Annotated in this window: 17 protein-coding genes and 1 pseudogene; 5 read left to right on the top strand and 13 right to left on the bottom strand. The window is 62.6% G+C overall.

Translation table 11 applies throughout. The features are described 5' to 3' along the window. From ASF39_RS05280 to ASF39_RS05240, 9 genes and pseudogenes are all read right to left on the bottom strand, one after another. Nucleotides 1–140, bottom strand: a pseudogene (locus tag ASF39_RS05280) (IS3 family transposase); the annotation flags it as partial. Between the two features lie 76 nt (nucleotides 141–216). After that, a complete protein-coding gene (locus ASF39_RS20255; protein WP_082494379.1) occupies nucleotides 217–1,629 on the bottom strand; it encodes a Hint domain-containing protein in 1,413 nt (470 codons plus the stop codon). A gap of 626 nt (nucleotides 1,630–2,255) precedes the next feature. Then, nucleotides 2,256–2,438, bottom strand: a complete 183-nt coding sequence (locus ASF39_RS21065; RefSeq protein WP_156648408.1) for a hypothetical protein — start codon at nucleotides 2,436–2,438, stop codon at nucleotides 2,256–2,258. A gap of 60 nt (nucleotides 2,439–2,498) precedes the next feature. Further along, nucleotides 2,499–2,798, bottom strand: coding sequence for a hypothetical protein (locus ASF39_RS05270; RefSeq protein ID WP_056281675.1), 300 nt, complete (start codon nucleotides 2,796–2,798; stop codon nucleotides 2,499–2,501). A 35-nt stretch (nucleotides 2,799–2,833) separates the two neighbouring features. Then, complete coding sequence (locus ASF39_RS21060; protein ID WP_156648407.1) at nucleotides 2,834–3,259, bottom strand: hypothetical protein; 426 nt, start codon at nucleotides 3,257–3,259, stop codon at nucleotides 2,834–2,836. An 18-nt stretch (nucleotides 3,260–3,277) separates the two neighbouring features. Further along, nucleotides 3,278–3,928 (bottom strand): SOS response-associated peptidase family protein, encoded by a 651-nt coding sequence (locus ASF39_RS05260; protein ID WP_056281670.1) that lies wholly within the window; start codon nucleotides 3,926–3,928, stop codon nucleotides 3,278–3,280. Between the two features lie 273 nt (nucleotides 3,929–4,201). Next, a complete protein-coding gene (locus ASF39_RS05250) occupies nucleotides 4,202–5,494 on the bottom strand; it encodes a Y-family DNA polymerase (protein ID WP_056281664.1) in 1,293 nt (430 codons plus the stop codon). Next, entirely contained in the window at nucleotides 5,491–5,946 is a 456-nt protein-coding gene (umuD, locus tag ASF39_RS05245; RefSeq protein ID WP_056281661.1) for a translesion error-prone DNA polymerase V autoproteolytic subunit, read from the bottom strand. The genes ASF39_RS05250 and umuD overlap by 4 nt, the downstream gene beginning before the upstream one ends. Before the next feature lie 2 nt (nucleotides 5,947–5,948). Next, on the bottom strand, nucleotides 5,949–6,158 hold the full coding sequence (locus ASF39_RS05240) for a hypothetical protein (RefSeq protein WP_056281658.1): 210 nt from the start codon (nucleotides 6,156–6,158) through the stop codon (nucleotides 5,949–5,951). Between the two features lie 506 nt (nucleotides 6,159–6,664). Between ASF39_RS05240 and ASF39_RS20250 the strand changes: the two genes are divergently transcribed. The 4 genes from ASF39_RS20250 to ASF39_RS05225 all read left to right on the top strand — a co-directional run bounded on the left by ASF39_RS20250 (nucleotide 6,665) and on the right by ASF39_RS05225 (nucleotide 10,608). After that, a complete protein-coding gene (locus ASF39_RS20250) occupies nucleotides 6,665–6,865 on the top strand; it encodes a hypothetical protein (protein WP_082494378.1) in 201 nt (66 codons plus the stop codon). A 117-nt stretch (nucleotides 6,866–6,982) separates the two neighbouring features. Further along, on the top strand, nucleotides 6,983–7,348 hold the full coding sequence (locus ASF39_RS05235; protein WP_082494377.1) for a thermonuclease family protein: 366 nt from the start codon (nucleotides 6,983–6,985) through the stop codon (nucleotides 7,346–7,348). Between the two features lie 322 nt (nucleotides 7,349–7,670). Further along, nucleotides 7,671–9,350, top strand: a complete 1,680-nt coding sequence (locus ASF39_RS05230) for a methyl-accepting chemotaxis protein (RefSeq protein WP_056281656.1) — start codon at nucleotides 7,671–7,673, stop codon at nucleotides 9,348–9,350. Nucleotides 9,351–9,969: 619 nt separating this feature from the next. Next, a complete protein-coding gene (locus ASF39_RS05225) occupies nucleotides 9,970–10,608 on the top strand; it encodes a recombinase family protein (RefSeq protein ID WP_056281653.1) in 639 nt (212 codons plus the stop codon). Nucleotides 10,609–10,665: 57 nt separating this feature from the next. Here the strand turns inward: ASF39_RS05225 and ASF39_RS05220 are convergent, their stop codons facing one another. Next, nucleotides 10,666–11,040 (bottom strand): hypothetical protein, encoded by a 375-nt coding sequence (locus ASF39_RS05220; protein ID WP_156648405.1) that lies wholly within the window; start codon nucleotides 11,038–11,040, stop codon nucleotides 10,666–10,668. 290 nt (nucleotides 11,041–11,330) lie between these two features. On the opposite strand from ASF39_RS05220, the gene ASF39_RS20245 reads away from it, so the two are divergent. Next, nucleotides 11,331–11,783 carry a helix-turn-helix domain-containing protein gene (locus tag ASF39_RS20245; protein ID WP_082494376.1) on the top strand — a complete coding sequence of 151 codons (453 nt, stop codon included), beginning with the start codon at nucleotides 11,331–11,333 and terminating at the stop codon, nucleotides 11,781–11,783. Here the strand turns inward: ASF39_RS20245 and ASF39_RS05215 are convergent. The 3 genes from ASF39_RS05215 to ASF39_RS05205 all read right to left on the bottom strand — a co-directional run bounded on the left by ASF39_RS05215 (nucleotide 11,780) and on the right by ASF39_RS05205 (nucleotide 15,193). Next, nucleotides 11,780–12,076, bottom strand: a complete 297-nt coding sequence (locus tag ASF39_RS05215) for a hypothetical protein (RefSeq protein WP_056281649.1) — start codon at nucleotides 12,074–12,076, stop codon at nucleotides 11,780–11,782. The two genes, ASF39_RS20245 and ASF39_RS05215, sit on opposite strands and share 4 nt — an antisense overlap. Then, on the bottom strand, nucleotides 12,073–12,675 hold the full coding sequence (locus tag ASF39_RS21055) for an HGGxSTG domain-containing protein (protein WP_156648403.1): 603 nt from the start codon (nucleotides 12,673–12,675) through the stop codon (nucleotides 12,073–12,075). Before ASF39_RS21055 ends, ASF39_RS05215 begins: the two co-directional genes overlap by 4 nt. A 295-nt stretch (nucleotides 12,676–12,970) precedes the next feature. Further along, nucleotides 12,971–15,193, bottom strand: a complete 2,223-nt coding sequence (locus tag ASF39_RS05205) for an AAA family ATPase (protein WP_162240575.1) — start codon at nucleotides 15,191–15,193, stop codon at nucleotides 12,971–12,973. Nucleotides 15,194–15,328: the final 135 nt, after the last annotated feature.

The raw sequence follows: 15,328 nt of genomic DNA, 5'->3' as shown, positions 1-15,328 counted from the left end.
TCACGCCGCCACCGGTAGTACGTCACTGAGCTCACGCCGAGCGCGCGGATTGCATCGGCCACGCTCTGGCCCTGTGAGATCAGCACATCCGCCTGCCGCAGCTTGGCAACGATCTCCTCAGGCTTCGGGTGCTTTGCCATCTCGTCCGTCCTCCAGGCTCAAAAGCCATACCAAAGGGCGGACCACTTCAATGGGGGCTGATCAGACAGTCAGCGCTCACGCCGCAACGGCTTCAGGGCTGGCTTCTGACGTCTCCTGGCTATTTACCATCCCGGGCGCTTGCCAAGCCTGCAAAGTACCCTCCTCAGACGCCAGTTCGACGACGAGGCTGAAGGCCCCTCCGGTCCTAGACCAGAGGATAGAGGGCACAACCGCCTCACCCGTCGTCCAGCGCCAGGGCCGCTCTGCCTCTCCCTGCACAAAGGAGAAGCCCTGGTTCAGGGCCTCGCTCCCGATAGGCACCGACCATGTCACCCCCGCACTGTCCACCACTGACAGGCCACGCAGGGGCACACCGAGGCGGCGCCCATCTCCCGCTCCGACATGTACGCGCTCTGGCACGAAGCTGCGCGAGTGCAGGCGGATGTCGGTCGCTTCGGCCGGGATCGTGAAGCGCGCGACGGCCCCCTCTCGCTCCGGATAGACGACCGCACCATCGACAACAGCGTGAAGATCGTCCTCGCTGGTCAGGGTCCAGCCCAACTCCGAGGCGCGGGCGAGTAGGCGCAGGCATACCGCATCCAAGATCGGCCCCTCCTGGACCAAGGGGCGGCAGAAGGCGTCCAATGTGAGCGGGGAGAAGTCTGGATGGAGCACTATGTGCTCGGCACCGTTCTCGAAGCCGGCGCGGACGCCCGTGTCGAGGAAGCTCTCAGCCGGCAGGCCTTCGGCCAAGAGGATGTCGTGGCTATCGAGTTCGACATGCCAGTAGGTGACCTCGGCCGTCTCGACCTGAGCGATCGTCGCGTCGTTGATCAGGTGCTTGATCGGGATCAAGACCTCGTCAAGCACACGGACGCAGACGGAGTGATCTGGGGATAGGTAAAGATTGCGCTTGGGTAGATCTGTTCCAAAGGCGTTTGCAAGAACGCGTACAGGTAAAACCGAAGCGGGATGACGATGTCTTTGGCAATGAATACTGCGATAGCCAATCCATTTGATTGAGCGCTGTTGACCGGAGCCAGTTACTACAATGTCGCCGATCGCAAGATTTTCAACGCAAATATAACCCTGCATGGTTGCAATCTGCGTGCCTGTTACAAAGCAAGGTATAAATGTCGAAAAAACGGGACCATTCAACCAAGTAACTTCACTTCCGGCAACATTTGCCGTCAGATAAGAAAGGCTACTAGGTTGCTGTCCAACATATGCAAATGCTAGTTGATCATTTGGATTGGAACTGCTCGTTCCCCTTAACGTATAGGAGTCTGCAGTGGAAACATATTCTACCTTAAATGAATCAAAAGAACCAAAAGTTCGCCTGTCGACTGCTAGTGAAAATTCGCTGAGCGCCAACCTTCCATTTGCCGTGCTTGCGGAATAATCGATTGCAATGTTTCCGCCGAGGCTTGCTATTCCTGCTTGATATCTTACGAGATCGTTCGGAAATTCGATTTGCGTTGGCATCATTCCTCACAATCGCGTTTTAAATTCGGCTTTGAGAACGCCACATCGAAATAGCAGTTTTGGTAACGCAATGGTGTTGCGACGGGGCCTCATCCGAGTAAAACCCGATGATGAGCACTATCGATTTTGATGGTGGCCATTGGCATCATTGGCAATCGCGCGCTCGATGCTATTTTTCCAGCATGCGCTTGGAGCCCGACCCCTTCTTCAGCCGCACGCCAGCCCCGCTGCTGTTCTTGGGGATGAACTCCACGCCGACAGTGAGCCCTAAGGCGGACTACCGGCCTCATGCCAGCGCGTCTGGGTGGGGCGAAGGCGTTCCTGAGAAGCCCGGGCGCGTGAGCCGGCAGCCGCTATGCTTCTTGCGATGCGTGAGGACCAATTTGCGAGTGCCCGTGTAGTTTCCAAGCACGTACACGGGACCATGGCAGGCAGGGCATCTCTTCGGATCGTTCCGGAAGCTGCCATGAGCCTCGTCAAGAGAGATCGTCTGCCATTTGCCTTCGACTCGAGCCTCGCAAGTCAGAGATACGGGCGCCTTCATGCCGTTTGACCGGCTGCTATTGTTGCGCAACTCGCGTCAGACAACCCTTCGCTTGGGGGTGCTTGGTGACATATCATCAGCTCCTTCAGCCCTTCTTTTTGGTGGGCTGGATTGCGTCCCTGGCCAAGCGCGCGGCTTTCTGACGAGCCATATTCACTTCAGCTACGTTCTCGATAGGCTCCTCGTCGGGCATGGGGATGGGGAGGCTCTGCTTTTTCGCAAATGCTGCCTCAGCTTGCTTCCGTTCTTTGCTCTGCTCGTCGGACACGTGTGCTCCTGAATCGTTGGCGACTAGCCTCGGGGGCCTTCCCCGGCCGATCCATGAAGATCAGTCCGGTTGCTGAGGCAGGCTCATCGTCACGGAGCCGTCGGTCAGATCTAGCGATGCGACACGAGGTCCACGCACCTCATCGTTGGCTTGTTCCCAGGCCACCAGGGCATCGTTCGCGGCAACCACGATCATGTCCTGGGAGGAGGCAATCTCAGGCCTTATCGCTTCCACCAGTCTCGTCAGAAGGATCTGCTCTTTTGCAGGGTGGATGAAAGACGTAGCCTGCCGTGAGAAGGCGAAATAGACATTTTCCGCGATGTTGCGAGCCGCCTTGTCCGCGTCCGGTGTTTCCTGCACGTCTGCCTCCTGTCGCCAACCTAGCTAGGTTGCCCCTACGATCCTTGGAAGGGACGCAAAGACCAAGCGAGTTGTTCAGCGCCGTCAGGGTCAGGATCGTCTCGCTCCACAGCGGAGCCGAAAATTTCCTCATCACCCAGGTGCTGCACGATCTGGTTCAGCAGCGGCGGGATCACCTGGCCATAGTCCTTGAGCAGCAAAGAGGCCTTCAGCAAGGCCAGGATACCATCCCGCGAAATCGGCCGCGCCATGATCTGATCGTCGAGCAACCGTTCGGCGAGTAGGTTCGCCATGCGGGCAATCTCTGCCAGCCGTTCGGCTTTGTATGGGACGTCGGCTTCGAACGTCGGGCCTTCGCTCACTTCAGATAGCCCTTCGCCTTCAGGTGCTTGGTGGACATCACACTCCGCCTTCCATCGTCCTGAGCCAAGCCCTGCGCCGGTTGATGAAGATGAAGCCATTGACACGGTCGTCGCGACTCACGCCGGATCCCTTCGCGGTCCAGTGGCCACGATCTTCATGGCTTCGTCCGGCAGCGGCCGCTGAAGCGCTAGCGCGACCTCGGTCGGGGCCTCCAGCCAGGTGCGCCATTCCTCAGGCGTCGTCAGCAGCACCGGCATGGCCTTGGGATGGACGGGGCCGACGACCCCGTTCGTTTCGCAGGTGAGAAATGAAAACAGCCGGTGTTCGGCTTCCTCGCGGTCGGGGTTCTCCGCCTTGGTGCCGCGAACGCCCGTCCAGGACCGCCAGATGCCGGCAAAGGCGAACGGCGGCCGCCCGTCGTCGAGGGCGAACCACGTCGGCGTCTTCCTGGGCTTGGTATCGGCATATTCCGAGAACGAGGAGACCGGCACGAGGCAGCGATGCTCCGGCGTGAGCCAGGGACGCCAATGCGGGCTCTTCACGTTGCGCACGTTGGTGACCGGGTGTTCGCCGAACTGCTTGGGGCCCGGGATGCCCCACCGGAACATCTCCATCACCCGCTCGCCACCCTCGAGCCGAACGATCGGCGCGCGCTGGTCGGGGAAGATGGCCGGCAGCACCGGCAGGTTGCCGGTCCGATCCTGCACCAGGCCAAATGCCTCGCGGATCTCCGCTTGCGAGGTGATCAAGCTATAGAGGTTGCACATAGGCTCACGTTCTCGACGGCAGGCCCCGTGGGCTCACCAAGCCCAAGGTATCGATCTTGGCGCGACATGCCATTCCGTACTGGTTCGGCATACGGCTACTGGACTCGCACTGATAGCGGCATGTCTGGGTCAGCTTCAGGTAGACGTCCCAGATCGAGGCATGCTCGCCGAAGCGACGGCGCAGCCTATCGAGGTGGTAGACCCCTCGGCGCTGGCAGGGGCCGCAAGCGATCTCAATCTGTCGGGCTCGAATGTCGCAAAGGCGCTCCATGGCTAGGCGCGCGCCGTCGGCAACTCGGTCACCTGTGTCGTGTAGCGCGGGCTACGCATCTCGAACTTCGTCGACCACGTCCGCTTCGCCGCGAGCCCGGCCCGCGCTGGTACGACGCTTCCGCGGCCGAAGCGCGCGTTGCAGGCGTCCATGGCCGCCATGAGGGGACCACTGCGCTTGCGGTCGAGCTGGCCGATCAGCGCCCGCGGGCTGGCGTCGAGCAGCATCAGGTCGGTGGTGACGACGCCGGCTTTGGAGTAGCGCCAGGGGCGGTCGTCCGGCGCCTCGCGCCAGGTCCGGTCGACGCCGTGTCGTGCCGCCGCGATCAGCGCGAGGGTGTCGTTCGTTGCCTCCGGCAGGGTCACAGTGGTCGAGACCGACCGCATCGGGTCGCCGCGGTCGTGGGTGCTGGTGTGGTAGAAGACGGTGAGGTGAGACGTGCCGAGCCCGCCGCGCCGGAGCTTCTCGCCGAGGCGGGTCGCGTGCGCCGCCACTGCCTGCTCCAGCACCGCCCGTTCAGTGACACGGCGGGAGAACGAGCGGGTCACCGCGCAGCCCTTGCGCTGGGCCGGCATCAGTTCGAGCGGCAGGCAAGACAGCCCGCGCAGCTCGTGGATGATGCGCTCACCCACCACCGTCATCGCCTTGCGCACCGGCCGGGGATCAAGGTCGCGCAGGTCCGCCACCGAGTCGACGCCCATGGCTTCGAGCTTGGCAAGCGACGCCCGGCCGATACCCCAGACCTCGCCGACGTGGATGCGGCAGAGCCAGGCCGCGCGCTCGTCCTCGTCGGACAGGTCGCAGACGCCGTCGAGGTCGGGAATGGACTTGGCGATGTGGTTGGCGAGCTTGGCCAGGGTCTTCGTCGGCCCGATCCCGACGCACGTCGGAATCCCGGTCCAGGACCGGACCGTCGCCCGCAGATCGCGGGCGAGTTCGCCGCGCCGGTCGGGATGCACGTCGGACAGATCGAGGAAGCTCTCGTCGATCGAGTAGATCTCCACCGCCGGCGCGAAGTCGCGGTAGACCGCGTTCGTCCGGGCCGACATGTCGCCATAGAGGGTGTAGTTCGACGAGAAGACCCGCACCCCGTCCCGCCGGCACTGCTCGCGGATCTTGAAGAAGGGGTCGCCCATCTTGATACCCAGCGCCTTGGCTTCGGCAGTCCGGGCGATGGCGCAGCCATCGTTGTTGGACAGCACGATCACCGGCACCCGGGCGAGCTTGGGGTCGAACACCCGCTCGCAGGAGCAGTAGAAGCTGTTGCCGTCGATCAGCGCGATGGCGCGGCTCATCGCATCAGTCCGGCGCGCGCGACGTGCCAGCGGATGGTGAAGCGGACCACGCCCCAGATCTCGCCCTCGGCCGCCTCCTGGACGGCGAAAGCCGGCAGGTCCGGATTGTCGAAAGCCAGCCGCGCCACACTGCCCTCGATGCGCAGCCGCTTGATCGACATCTCGCCGTCGATCGCGGCCACGACCACGCTGCCGTTGCCGGCCTTCAAGCTGCGATCAACAACCGCGAGGTCGCGATCGAAGATACCGGCGGCCCGCATCGAATCGCCCGAGATATTCCAGGCGAAGGTGGCCGGCGGATTGGGGGCGAGCCACCGCGGAAGCTCCAATGACCCTTCCAGGAAATCGTCGGCCGGTGATGGGAAGCCAGCGCAGAGTGCCGCGCCCATGATTGGGATCAGGACGAGACCAGCGGCATCCGGGGCAATCTCGACGATCTGACGGACTTGCATGGTCAGGCCGCGGCCGCGGGCAACTCGCCTCTGACGTAACCGCGAGAGACGGCGCGCAGGGCCTCGGACAGCTTGGCTTCGATCGCCAAGAGGTCGCTAACCGCCCAACGCAATGCCTGATCGACGTCGCCCTGCGCTGCCTCGATGTAGGCGGTGGCAGTGACCTCGACCTCGCTCATGTCCATCATCGTGGCGATCTGCGCTGCTGTCATTGGCCCGTCTCCACGAGGAACGAAAGCAGAACGCACGCCACCTGCGGCGTCGTCAAACTAGCCGCGGCGACCCTGTGGACAACGGGGAAAGGGGCAAACGAATCATTGCCACGGAGAGCGTCACGCTGGGGCGTGTTTCGAGATCCGGTCGCCTATAGAGGCCCGGGATACCGATCGACCCCAGTCAATCCGATCTCGCTGGCGCGGCCCTCGCGCCGGGCGATCTCAACGGCCACTTGGTTCCAGAAGCGATCGTCGCCTGGCCACCTAGCGCGACGCTCGATGCGGGCCTGTTCCCGCGCGACTGCATAGGCCACCGGACCGTGGACGGCAGCGAGGTCGGTTGCCTTGGCCTCGACCTCACAACGAAACCGCCGGGGTTGGAGGCGATCAAAGATCCAGCGAGGGAGCTTCATGATTGAGGAGGCCTGTCGCTGACACGTCGACCATACTCGGAACGTCTGTCCTCCGTGTCGAGTTGGCGAGAAAACTGACAGGAGGAAACAATGCGCAAGCCGGAAAAATCAGAAGACAAGGAAGTACCGAACGCCGGCAGCACCAAGGAAGGCGGGGCGCTCGGCAACATCGACGAGCTGACAGGACATCCCGGAAAGGGAACGTCGGGGCCATCGGGACGGCCATCGGAAGATGGCGATCCGTCGAAAGGCGTCCAGCCTGTAGGAAAGCCGGGTGAGGGCGAGGTCTGAAGCTCCCGTCAGGGTCACCAGCTGAGACGTTCGATGCGATGGGACGTTGCGTGAGATCGGGTGTCGAAGTCAGGCACCATGGTCTCGCGCAGGGTGCGACCATGGTAATGCGACCCCATGCGCACCCTGCCCCTTCTCGCCCTTCTCCTCCTGACCACACCGGCGCTAGCCGAGCCGATCGTCGGCCAGGCCTCGGTGATCGACGGCGACACGTTTGAGGTCCGCGGCACCCGCATCAGGCTCCACGGCATCGATGCGCCCGAGAGCGGCCAACGCTGCAAGGACGCGGCTGGAAAGGACTATCGGTGCGGCCAGGTCGCGGCCCTGGCGCTGGCCGACCGGATCGGCAAGCGGGTTCTCACCTGCGATCCGCGGGATACCGACCGCTATGGCCGGGTCGTGGCCGTGTGCAGGATCGGCAGCGAGGATCTGAACGCTTGGATGGCTTGTGAAGGCCACAACCGGCGACCCCACAGATCGTAAAGCGATGGAAGCGCCCCTGTTCGTGCTGCGCAAACGGTGCCAGCGGAACTCCATAACCGCTACCGGGCTCTGCAACTCGTTCTCGGCTGCCGCCAGCCACTCCGCAGCGCGCCTCACAAACGGCGACGGTTGCAAAATTATGCAACTTTCGGACGACTTATGCCTAAATTATAAGCGCATCTAGCAAATTATCGAGCAATCACTTTGAATTTAGATGCATATACAGTCAAAACGTAACTGTTTTAACAAATTTTTTAAGGATTGGCCATATCGGTATCTCAGTGTCGACTACATCTGACGGATACGCGAAAGTCATTCTCTCATGCGGTTATCAGTGAAATCAACGCTGGTAGGTCTCTTTGCCCTGCTAGCATTAGTCTCCCTTGGACAAGGCGTCGCTGGACTGAGCTCCCTTGGTATTATCCGGGAAAAGGTAACTGATATTATCGTGAACTGGATGCCGTCTGTCGATGTGGTTCGGCAGATGGAAACCACTGCTGCTGATGCGCGTATTCTCAGTTACCGCTACCAAGCAGTAGAAACGGACATCGACCGTGCGGCCGCCCTTAAGGCACTTGCGGAGGTCAACGCCCGGATGCAGCTCCTTTCTTCGCGTTATGAGTTCTTAATCACCTCGTCCGAAGGGCGAGCCCTGGCCGACGCCTTCCGCGCAAGGTGGGCTTCCAATGGCCAGATTTGGAACCGCATCGTGGCTTTCGTTGAGAAGGAACGTCACGCAGAGGCCATGCAACTTTTTCAAGGTGAGTCCAGAGCTAATAATGAAGCTGCGATCGCCCTTCTGTCCCAGGCCGCTGAGCTGAACCGTAAAGGTGCGGAAGCGGCAGCGCGTGCTGCCGACGCAGCCGATACCAGCGCCCGCAACCTGACTTGGGTCGCCCTTGCCTTAGCCGCGCTGGTCGCCACGGGCGCGATGGCTTTCAGCTACCTTCGGATCGCCCGTCCGCTGCAGGCCATGACCTCAGTCATGAGCAAGCTAGCGCAGGGCAACGTCACAACGATCGTTCCAGGCATCGAGCGACGCGACGAGCTTGGCGCGATGGCTGAAGCCGTGCAGGTGTTCAAAGACAACATGATCCACAGCCATCAGCTAGAGAAGGAAAACGTTCTTGCACGTGCCGGCGCTGAGGCACAACGCAAGGTAGCGATGCAGCAGATGGCTGACAGCTTCGAGGAGGCTGTCGGTGGAATTGTCGGTGTCGTCACTGCAGCCGCCACGGAGCTGCAAGCCACGGCTCGAAGCATGAGCGGCACAGCGAGTGAGACGGCAAGCCAGTCCACGACCGTCGCTGCTGCGGCCGAGGAGGCAGCTTTTAACGTCAATACAGTGGCTGCCGCCGCAGAAGAGTTAGGCTCGTCTGTCCAGGAGATCGGCCGTCAAGTTAGCGGATCGGCCACCCTCGCCCAGGATGTCGTCGCCGAGGCGGCACAGACCGAGCACCTCGTTCAGGAACTAAGTGCAGGCGCGGCCAAAATCGGTGACGTAGTCAGCCTGATCTCCAACATCGCCGGCCAGACGAACCTTTTGGCGCTCAACGCAACGATTGAGGCGGCCCGTGCCGGCGAGGCAGGCCGTGGCTTTGCGGTCGTGGCCAGCGAAGTGAAAGAGCTGGCCGCGCAGACAGCACGTGCCACGCAAGAAATCGGATCACAGATCGCGCGCATCCAGTCGTCGACTAATCTGGCTGTTATGGCCATCCAGGGTATCACCGCACGAATTCATGACATCGCAGGCCTCTCGACCGCCATTGCGGCGGCGGTTGAAGAGCAAAGTGCAGCCACCCAAGAAATCGTTCGCAACGTGGCTCAAGCGGCGACAGGCACGGGCGAGGTTACAAGCAACATTTCGGGCGTGGCAGATGCCGCTGAAAGCACGGGCGCTGCCGCATCCCAGGTCCTGGTGTCAGCGTCTGAGCTGTCGCGCCAATCTGGGCACCTGAGCAGCGAGGTCACTCGCTTCCTCATCACTGTTCGTGCCGCATGATGGCATAAACCCCTGATTGAGGGCGAAGGTCGCGGGGTGGCGGACGGCTCGCGGGTGACGGCAATCCGCTCTAAATCGGCCATGCGGTTTTGCCGTCGACCTTCGTTTCGCCACCGCCTGCCCGGTCGACCATTTCGCCACGCCGTATGTCTAAAGTTTTCAGCGGACCGTATTTTTCTACTGGCGCGGGACGCGGCAGCGGCGATGGCGTTCGGACCGCCCCCCAGGGGTCGGTCGACTGGCCGGGCAGGGCCGGGGTGGTGACCCGGCTGGTGCGACCTCGGTGGGGCTTGGCGGTGGCCAACAGAGCTGGAGAAGGCACTTCGTCTGGTCTTGACTACTCCGGCGCCCCGCGCCCCGCCACGGCCGTCACGGGGCTTCGTGGGGCACGTCGAAGCCGGCTCGAACGTGTGGTGCACCTTCGGGCCGGCTGGGCCGCCCGGTCGAGGATGCGAGACACCTGGACCGCCGTCATGCGCTGCAGGCATGCGCAAGCGTGTCCGTTAGGGAATACCCCCGCGTACACCGTCACGACCCTCTATAACCATGTCCGTTAGGATTGACTTCGGTCAACGGACAGCCTCATATGCGGACATCATCTCAACGGACAGTCCGCGCCATGAAAACCGTCCTCTACGCCCGCGTCTCAACCGCCGACCAGACCAGCGCCCATCAGCGGACACAGGCCGAGGCGGCCGGCTTCAAGATTGACGACGTGGTGGCGGACCATGGCGTGTCCGGCGTTAGCACTCGCCTGGTGGAACGGCCCGAGGGTCGGCGCCTGTTCGACATGCTGCGAACTGGCGACACGCTGGTGGTGCGGTGGGTGGATCGGCTCGGCCGCAACTACGCCGACGTGACGGAAACCATCCGCGAGTTCATGCGCCGCGGTGTCATCGTCCGCACCGTCATCAACGGCATGACGTTCGACGGCGACACGAAGGACCCTATGCAACAGGCCGTGCGTGACGCGCTGATCGGCTTCATGGCCGCGATGAGCCAAGCGCAGGCCGAGGCCACCAAAGAGGCGCAGCGGGCCGGCATCGACCACGCCAAGGCCGACGAGACGGAACGGGCCTACAAGGGCCGCAAGCCGTCCTACACGCGTCCTCAGTTCGTCATGGTGCGCGACATGCTCGCCATGGAGACCGGCACGTCAGAGATCGCCCGTGCCGCCGGCCTGTCCCGACAGACCGTGTTGCGGATCAAGGCCGACCCGACCGCCGGCGAGAGCGCCTTGATCGCCTGGGGCCTCTGAAACGCGAAAGGGGCGCCGGTCAGGGCGCCCCTCGGATCGTCCGATCCTGGCGGGCGCCTAGCCCGGGAACGGCATGCGCTTGCACCCGTGGCGCTGCGCCAGAAGCATCAACTCCAGGATCAGGGCACGCGGATCGCCGGCCTCAATGAGATGCCACGGGCCGCCGCCGCCGTGGTCCTCGCAGATGTCGCACACGGGCCGCGTCCGGCCGGGGTTTTTGCCGAGCACCTCGGCCTCGGCCACGAACCGTGCGCCTTGCTCCGCGTCGATCAGGATCTCGATGATCGCGGACTGCGCCGGCTCCTCTCCCTCATCGGCAGGGTGTCCCATCAGCCAGTAGCGGGGGAGTAGCCCATCCAATGAAAGGGGGTGGTGAAGTAGGTCAGCCGTCATCGGCTGCGCCGCCGGCGGCACGCTGCGTTGATCGATCATGGTGCGGTTGTCCCTAGGCCGCGTTTCAGGCGGCTTGCTGCGATCCGGTGCTTGAAACACCGTCAACCGTCGGCCCTTGCGCGCCTTTAGGCTCTCGCCCTGGACATTGCGTGAAGACCCCGGACCCGCAGGTTCAGAACGTAGTTGAAGGTGTTTCAATACCCTTAACGATGGTGCCATTGCCCTAAACATAGTCAAACATTGATTTGTCTGTTCTGTATGTTTGATTGAGATACAAAACAGACATAAATCTTCTTCTAAAGGTACCGCGCACGCTGTACACTCTGCATATGGCGCAAGTGGTGCTTCTAACGCTGAAAGAAGTGGCGACCCGTCTTCGCTGCTCGGTTACGAAGGTACAGCGGCTCTGTTTTTCAGGCGCGTTATCTTTTATACCCGGGCGACCTGTTCTGATCTTGGAAGACGATCTTAACGCCTACATTACAGGGGCAGCTGTACAGGGGTCGTCAGGCAAACCCAAAATACCAGAAGATAAAAAATCGGATCACCAAAAAGCAAGAGATCAACTAAACATAACACTTGAGGCAATTTATAAACGAAGCGGCAACAGACTCCGTATGACACCAGAAATAATTGCACTTCTGGAGCCATTTAAAGACGATCCAGATTTTGCAGACGGAAGACGCCGCGCGATAGTTGCTCGCGCCGTGCAAGAACAGCGGCATTACGCCAGAAAAAATAAGAATAAATTTAAGAAGCCGCCATTTCCTAGCCGTGATTAGCTAAATACATCCGGCTCATTAAGTGCAGCCTCGCGTCGCCGCAGCCGGTCAAGCAAAGCGTTCGTTTCCTCGTAGGTCATCTCCTCCATGGGCTTGTCCAAGTCCGGGCTCGGCTTTCCGTCATAGCCGGCGACCCGGAGCAGCGAGTTGATCGCTGATGCCTTGGCCGTGGCAGATGCTTTCGGATCTCGGCAGATGGCGAGGGCGGTCTCGTAGGCGACCACGGCCCCCTCGAACTCCATCCGCTCGCGCAGCTCGTGCCGGGCTTCCTCGACGGTCTTGCCGTAACTCATGCGAATACGTCTCCGTTTCCGGCCGGGGTCGCAGGCTGTTGGATCTCAGCCAGGCGACGCTCAAGCGTGGCCAGCATCGCATCGATGGCGGCGGCCTCGTCGCTACGCGTGACCGGCTCGGGTCTTGCCAGGATCTCGCGAATGGCCCTGATCTGTGCCGCCTCGCTCCGGGCCGCCGCGCGGCCGCCCGCCGATCCAGGCTGGTGGGTCCGCTGCCATGCGGCGTAGCGAGCGGCTTCCTCGGGCGTCATCGCCGCCCGGCGATCCATGAGCCGCTTCGTGCGCTCCCGCAGATCCGAAAGTTTGCGATCGAGCTTGGCGGCGCCGGCCGGCGTGTCGGCCCGGGCGAACGTAGGACGATGCCAGTTCTTCCCAGACGGCGTAGCTCCGCCATGAAGGCGACACTTGCCGTTGGCGAGCGGCAGGTTCCTGCAGGGCTCGCCGTCCGACTTCTTCCTCGCGCCGCACTTCACAGCCGCGCGGCGACTCGCGTTGATGCGCAGGCAGGTCTGGCGGCCGATGTCTCGGAACCGGGCCGAGGACCACCACGCGCGCTGCCGTGGCGTCGGCCTCCTCTTGGGCGGACCGCGGCGTCTCATGAAACGCCTCCATGAACTAACGGCCCGTGTTGGCCTGAAATACCGGGGAGGCCGACGTCCTTCCAATACGCATAGAGGAGCGGGCGGCCGCAGGGCCAGCGAAGCGGCCCGCTCCCTATATAGTAGGACCGAACCCCGCAGACCCGCAAAGTCATTCCCGCAAGCAATATCAAGGACTTAAGGGGGGTGTTCCCGCAGACCCGCAGGCAGACCCGCAAAATCAGCCCCGCAAGCGATATCAAGGACTTAGCGGGACATTCCCGCAAAGCCCCGGCGCAGACCCGCAGACCCGCGCTCATGAAAAGACATCCCCAGTCGGCACGGCAGACGCTTCAAGGGGCGCGGTGTATGTCAGAACGCGGTAGCCCTCCCGCTTCCCGTGGGTGTCGTATTCCTCGACCGCAATCACGCGGGCGGCGATCCAGCCTTTCAGCATAGCCTCGGCTTTCTCGACGGGTATGCCGAACTGGCGTGCCATCTGCGCGCCGGCGTAGCGGCCGTTGCGAGCCCTGTTAGTCTTGGCCCACGGCTCCCTAACGGCCCAGGCCGCGGCCATCGCTTCCAGCACCCGTGCCGTCAGATCCGGCGTTGCGTCGGGCACCTGTATGTCAGCGATGGCGTGACGGAACGGCACGAGGCTCGAACCGCCCTCCACGTCCACCACGTCGAAGCGATAGAGGTCCGACCAATCGTCCGGCCCATCCTTCTGCTTCTCGCAAAAGAGCGTCCGGATCGCGCTCCCCTTGGTCTTGGTGAGCTTGAACACGAAGTCGCCGCCGGCCGGCAGCACGTTCGATCCGCGGATGCGGCCCTGGTTGTTGGCGTGATGGACACCGAGCACCACGCACCCGAACATGCGCTTGAGGACGTCGCAGGCCTCAACGAACAGCGTCATTTCCTTCTGCAGGTTCTCGTCGGCGCCGGGCATCGAGCGCGACACCGTGTCGACCACGATGAGGGACACGCGGCCGACGCTGCGCCGGATCGTGCGCACCAGCTTCTCGATCTGGCCGGGGCGCATCATGTTGACCGGGACCGGCAGAAGCTTGAACCGGCCACTATCGATTTCGGCCTCAGGGATTCCGTGTCGTTTGGCCCACGCACGGGCTCGCGTCCTGAAGCCGAGGGCGCCCTCGCCAGCGAGATAGAGGACACAGGCCGACGGATCGCTTTCGATGGCGTCGCCGTGCCAATCCGGTTTGCCGAAGGCGATGTGCAGGGCCAAGTCGAGCACGACGAAGCTCTTTCCAGCGCTCGGGGCGCCATACAGGAACCCGAGACTTCCCTCTGGGATGTGCCGCGAAACGATGAAGCGGGTCGGCGGCCGGTTGATGATCTCCCCGAGCGACAGAACCTCGAACACGTCCGAGGCGGCGGCCGGGGTGGTCGCAGGCTCTCCTTCCGTGCCGGAAGATGCCGCCGCCCCAGCAACATGGTCGAACCACAAATCCGTGCGGTCGAACTTGCCGCCCGAGCGTTCCTCGGCCAACTCGTAGATCAACGAGGCACCAACGGCGTAAGGCGGATTGATCGAACGATAGACCCGGGTGGCGGATTCGCTGGCATCCTTCCCGAGTTCGGCCTTGGCCGTGAAGTCCTCGAACAGCTCCAGCCCGACGCAATCGTCCTCTTGGCACGCCCCTCGGATGGCAGCCGCCAACTTCACCCACCACGCATATCCGTCAGCGGGGTAGCGGTTGGGGAGGGCTTCCACGGCCCGCCTGACAAGTTCCAGATCACCCTTCAGCCTCTCCTGGTTCACTAGGGCGCGGTTCGTGGCGCCGTGCTCCCCGTAAACCCGCTCCGGCTTGGGCAAGACCGCCGACAGGTCGATAAGTAGCTTGTCGATCTCGGCCGAGTCGTGCAGCGGCAGGTCGGCGAGCGGCGGCAATCCGCCTTCCGGCCGCGTGATCCGATACGGCTTCAGCGTGACCCGGTGGACTCCCACCATGACGCACTGCTTACCCTCGCCGAGGACTTCCACCACGCCGTGCTCGAAGGCGAGCGAGCGATAGGGCAGCGCGTCGCGGCAACGGACGAGATAGAGGGCCTTCGGTGATTGACCTATCCGGACGGGCACCAATCCAAAGCGCTTCTCCACAAGGCGGCTCACGATCTCGGCCGAAGGCCGATCTAGGGTGTCCGCGTCGATAGCGAATAGGTACTTGTCGTCGGCCTGCAACCCGAGCCGGAGACCGACGCTTGCGTCCATCGCGGCCCAAGCCTTGATCTCGGCGAGCGTCGGCACATTCGTCTGCCACTTCTCCAGCCCGAACCACTCGCCGCCGCGGCCGCGCTGGCCAGGCGCCTTGCCGCGCGCGTCGCCTCTGCGCTTGGCGAGATGGGACGTCGGCGACAGGACAGCGTCGTGAGGAACCACTGGCACGAGATGCCGGTAGCCGAGATCCCATAGTTGCTTGAAAGCGTCCGACGCAGGCACCGTTAAACGTGCTGTGTGGTGATGGGTATCGGAACTATTGTCTAACTGCACGCTGGCGGCTATATTTGAATCGAACATCTCGAGTCCTTGAACATCAATGCCAAACGGCCGGGAACCACCCTTGCAACGGGTTCCTGGCCGTATTTGCGTCTGAAGGGGGATGCGCATGAGCCCGGCCCCTGAAGGGCGCCAACACCCCGTCGGCGGCCCGGG

It is taken from the genome of Methylobacterium sp. Leaf108 (assembly GCF_001423265.1).
Taxonomy (GTDB): Bacteria; Pseudomonadota; Alphaproteobacteria; order Rhizobiales; family Beijerinckiaceae; genus Methylobacterium.
Note: the sequence above shows the minus strand (reverse complement) of the source record. Positions and strands in the feature narration are given on the sequence as shown.

What these genes read in the sequence shown, in the direction of transcription:
- ASF39_RS20255 (WP_082494379.1), bottom strand. Translation starts at nt 1,629, where the DNA reads ATGATGCCAACGCAAATCGAATTTCCGAACGATCTCGTAAGATATCAA.
- ASF39_RS21060 (WP_156648407.1), bottom strand. Translation starts at nt 3,259, where the DNA reads ATGGCTTCATCTTCATCAACCGGCGCAGGGCTTGGCTCAGGACGATGG.
- ASF39_RS05260 (WP_056281670.1), bottom strand. Translation starts at nt 3,928, where the DNA reads ATGTGCAACCTCTATAGCTTGATCACCTCGCAAGCGGAGATCCGCGAG.
- ASF39_RS05250 (WP_056281664.1), bottom strand. Translation starts at nt 5,494, where the DNA reads ATGAGCCGCGCCATCGCGCTGATCGACGGCAACAGCTTCTACTGCTCC.
- umuD (WP_056281661.1), bottom strand. Translation starts at nt 5,946, where the DNA reads ATGCAAGTCCGTCAGATCGTCGAGATTGCCCCGGATGCCGCTGGTCTC.
- ASF39_RS05240 (WP_056281658.1), bottom strand. Translation starts at nt 6,158, where the DNA reads ATGACAGCAGCGCAGATCGCCACGATGATGGACATGAGCGAGGTCGAG.
- ASF39_RS20250 (WP_082494378.1), top strand. Translation starts at nt 6,665, where the DNA reads ATGCGCAAGCCGGAAAAATCAGAAGACAAGGAAGTACCGAACGCCGGC.
- ASF39_RS05235 (WP_082494377.1), top strand. Translation starts at nt 6,983, where the DNA reads ATGCGCACCCTGCCCCTTCTCGCCCTTCTCCTCCTGACCACACCGGCG.
- ASF39_RS05230 (WP_056281656.1), top strand. Translation starts at nt 7,671, where the DNA reads ATGCGGTTATCAGTGAAATCAACGCTGGTAGGTCTCTTTGCCCTGCTA.
- ASF39_RS05225 (WP_056281653.1), top strand. Translation starts at nt 9,970, where the DNA reads ATGAAAACCGTCCTCTACGCCCGCGTCTCAACCGCCGACCAGACCAGC.
- ASF39_RS05220 (WP_156648405.1), bottom strand. Translation starts at nt 11,040, where the DNA reads ATGATCGATCAACGCAGCGTGCCGCCGGCGGCGCAGCCGATGACGGCT.
- ASF39_RS20245 (WP_082494376.1), top strand. Translation starts at nt 11,331, where the DNA reads ATGGCGCAAGTGGTGCTTCTAACGCTGAAAGAAGTGGCGACCCGTCTT.
- ASF39_RS05215 (WP_056281649.1), bottom strand. Translation starts at nt 12,076, where the DNA reads ATGAGTTACGGCAAGACCGTCGAGGAAGCCCGGCACGAGCTGCGCGAG.
- ASF39_RS21055 (WP_156648403.1), bottom strand. Translation starts at nt 12,675, where the DNA reads ATGAGACGCCGCGGTCCGCCCAAGAGGAGGCCGACGCCACGGCAGCGC.
- ASF39_RS05205 (WP_162240575.1), bottom strand. Translation starts at nt 15,193, where the DNA reads ATGTTCGATTCAAATATAGCCGCCAGCGTGCAGTTAGACAATAGTTCC.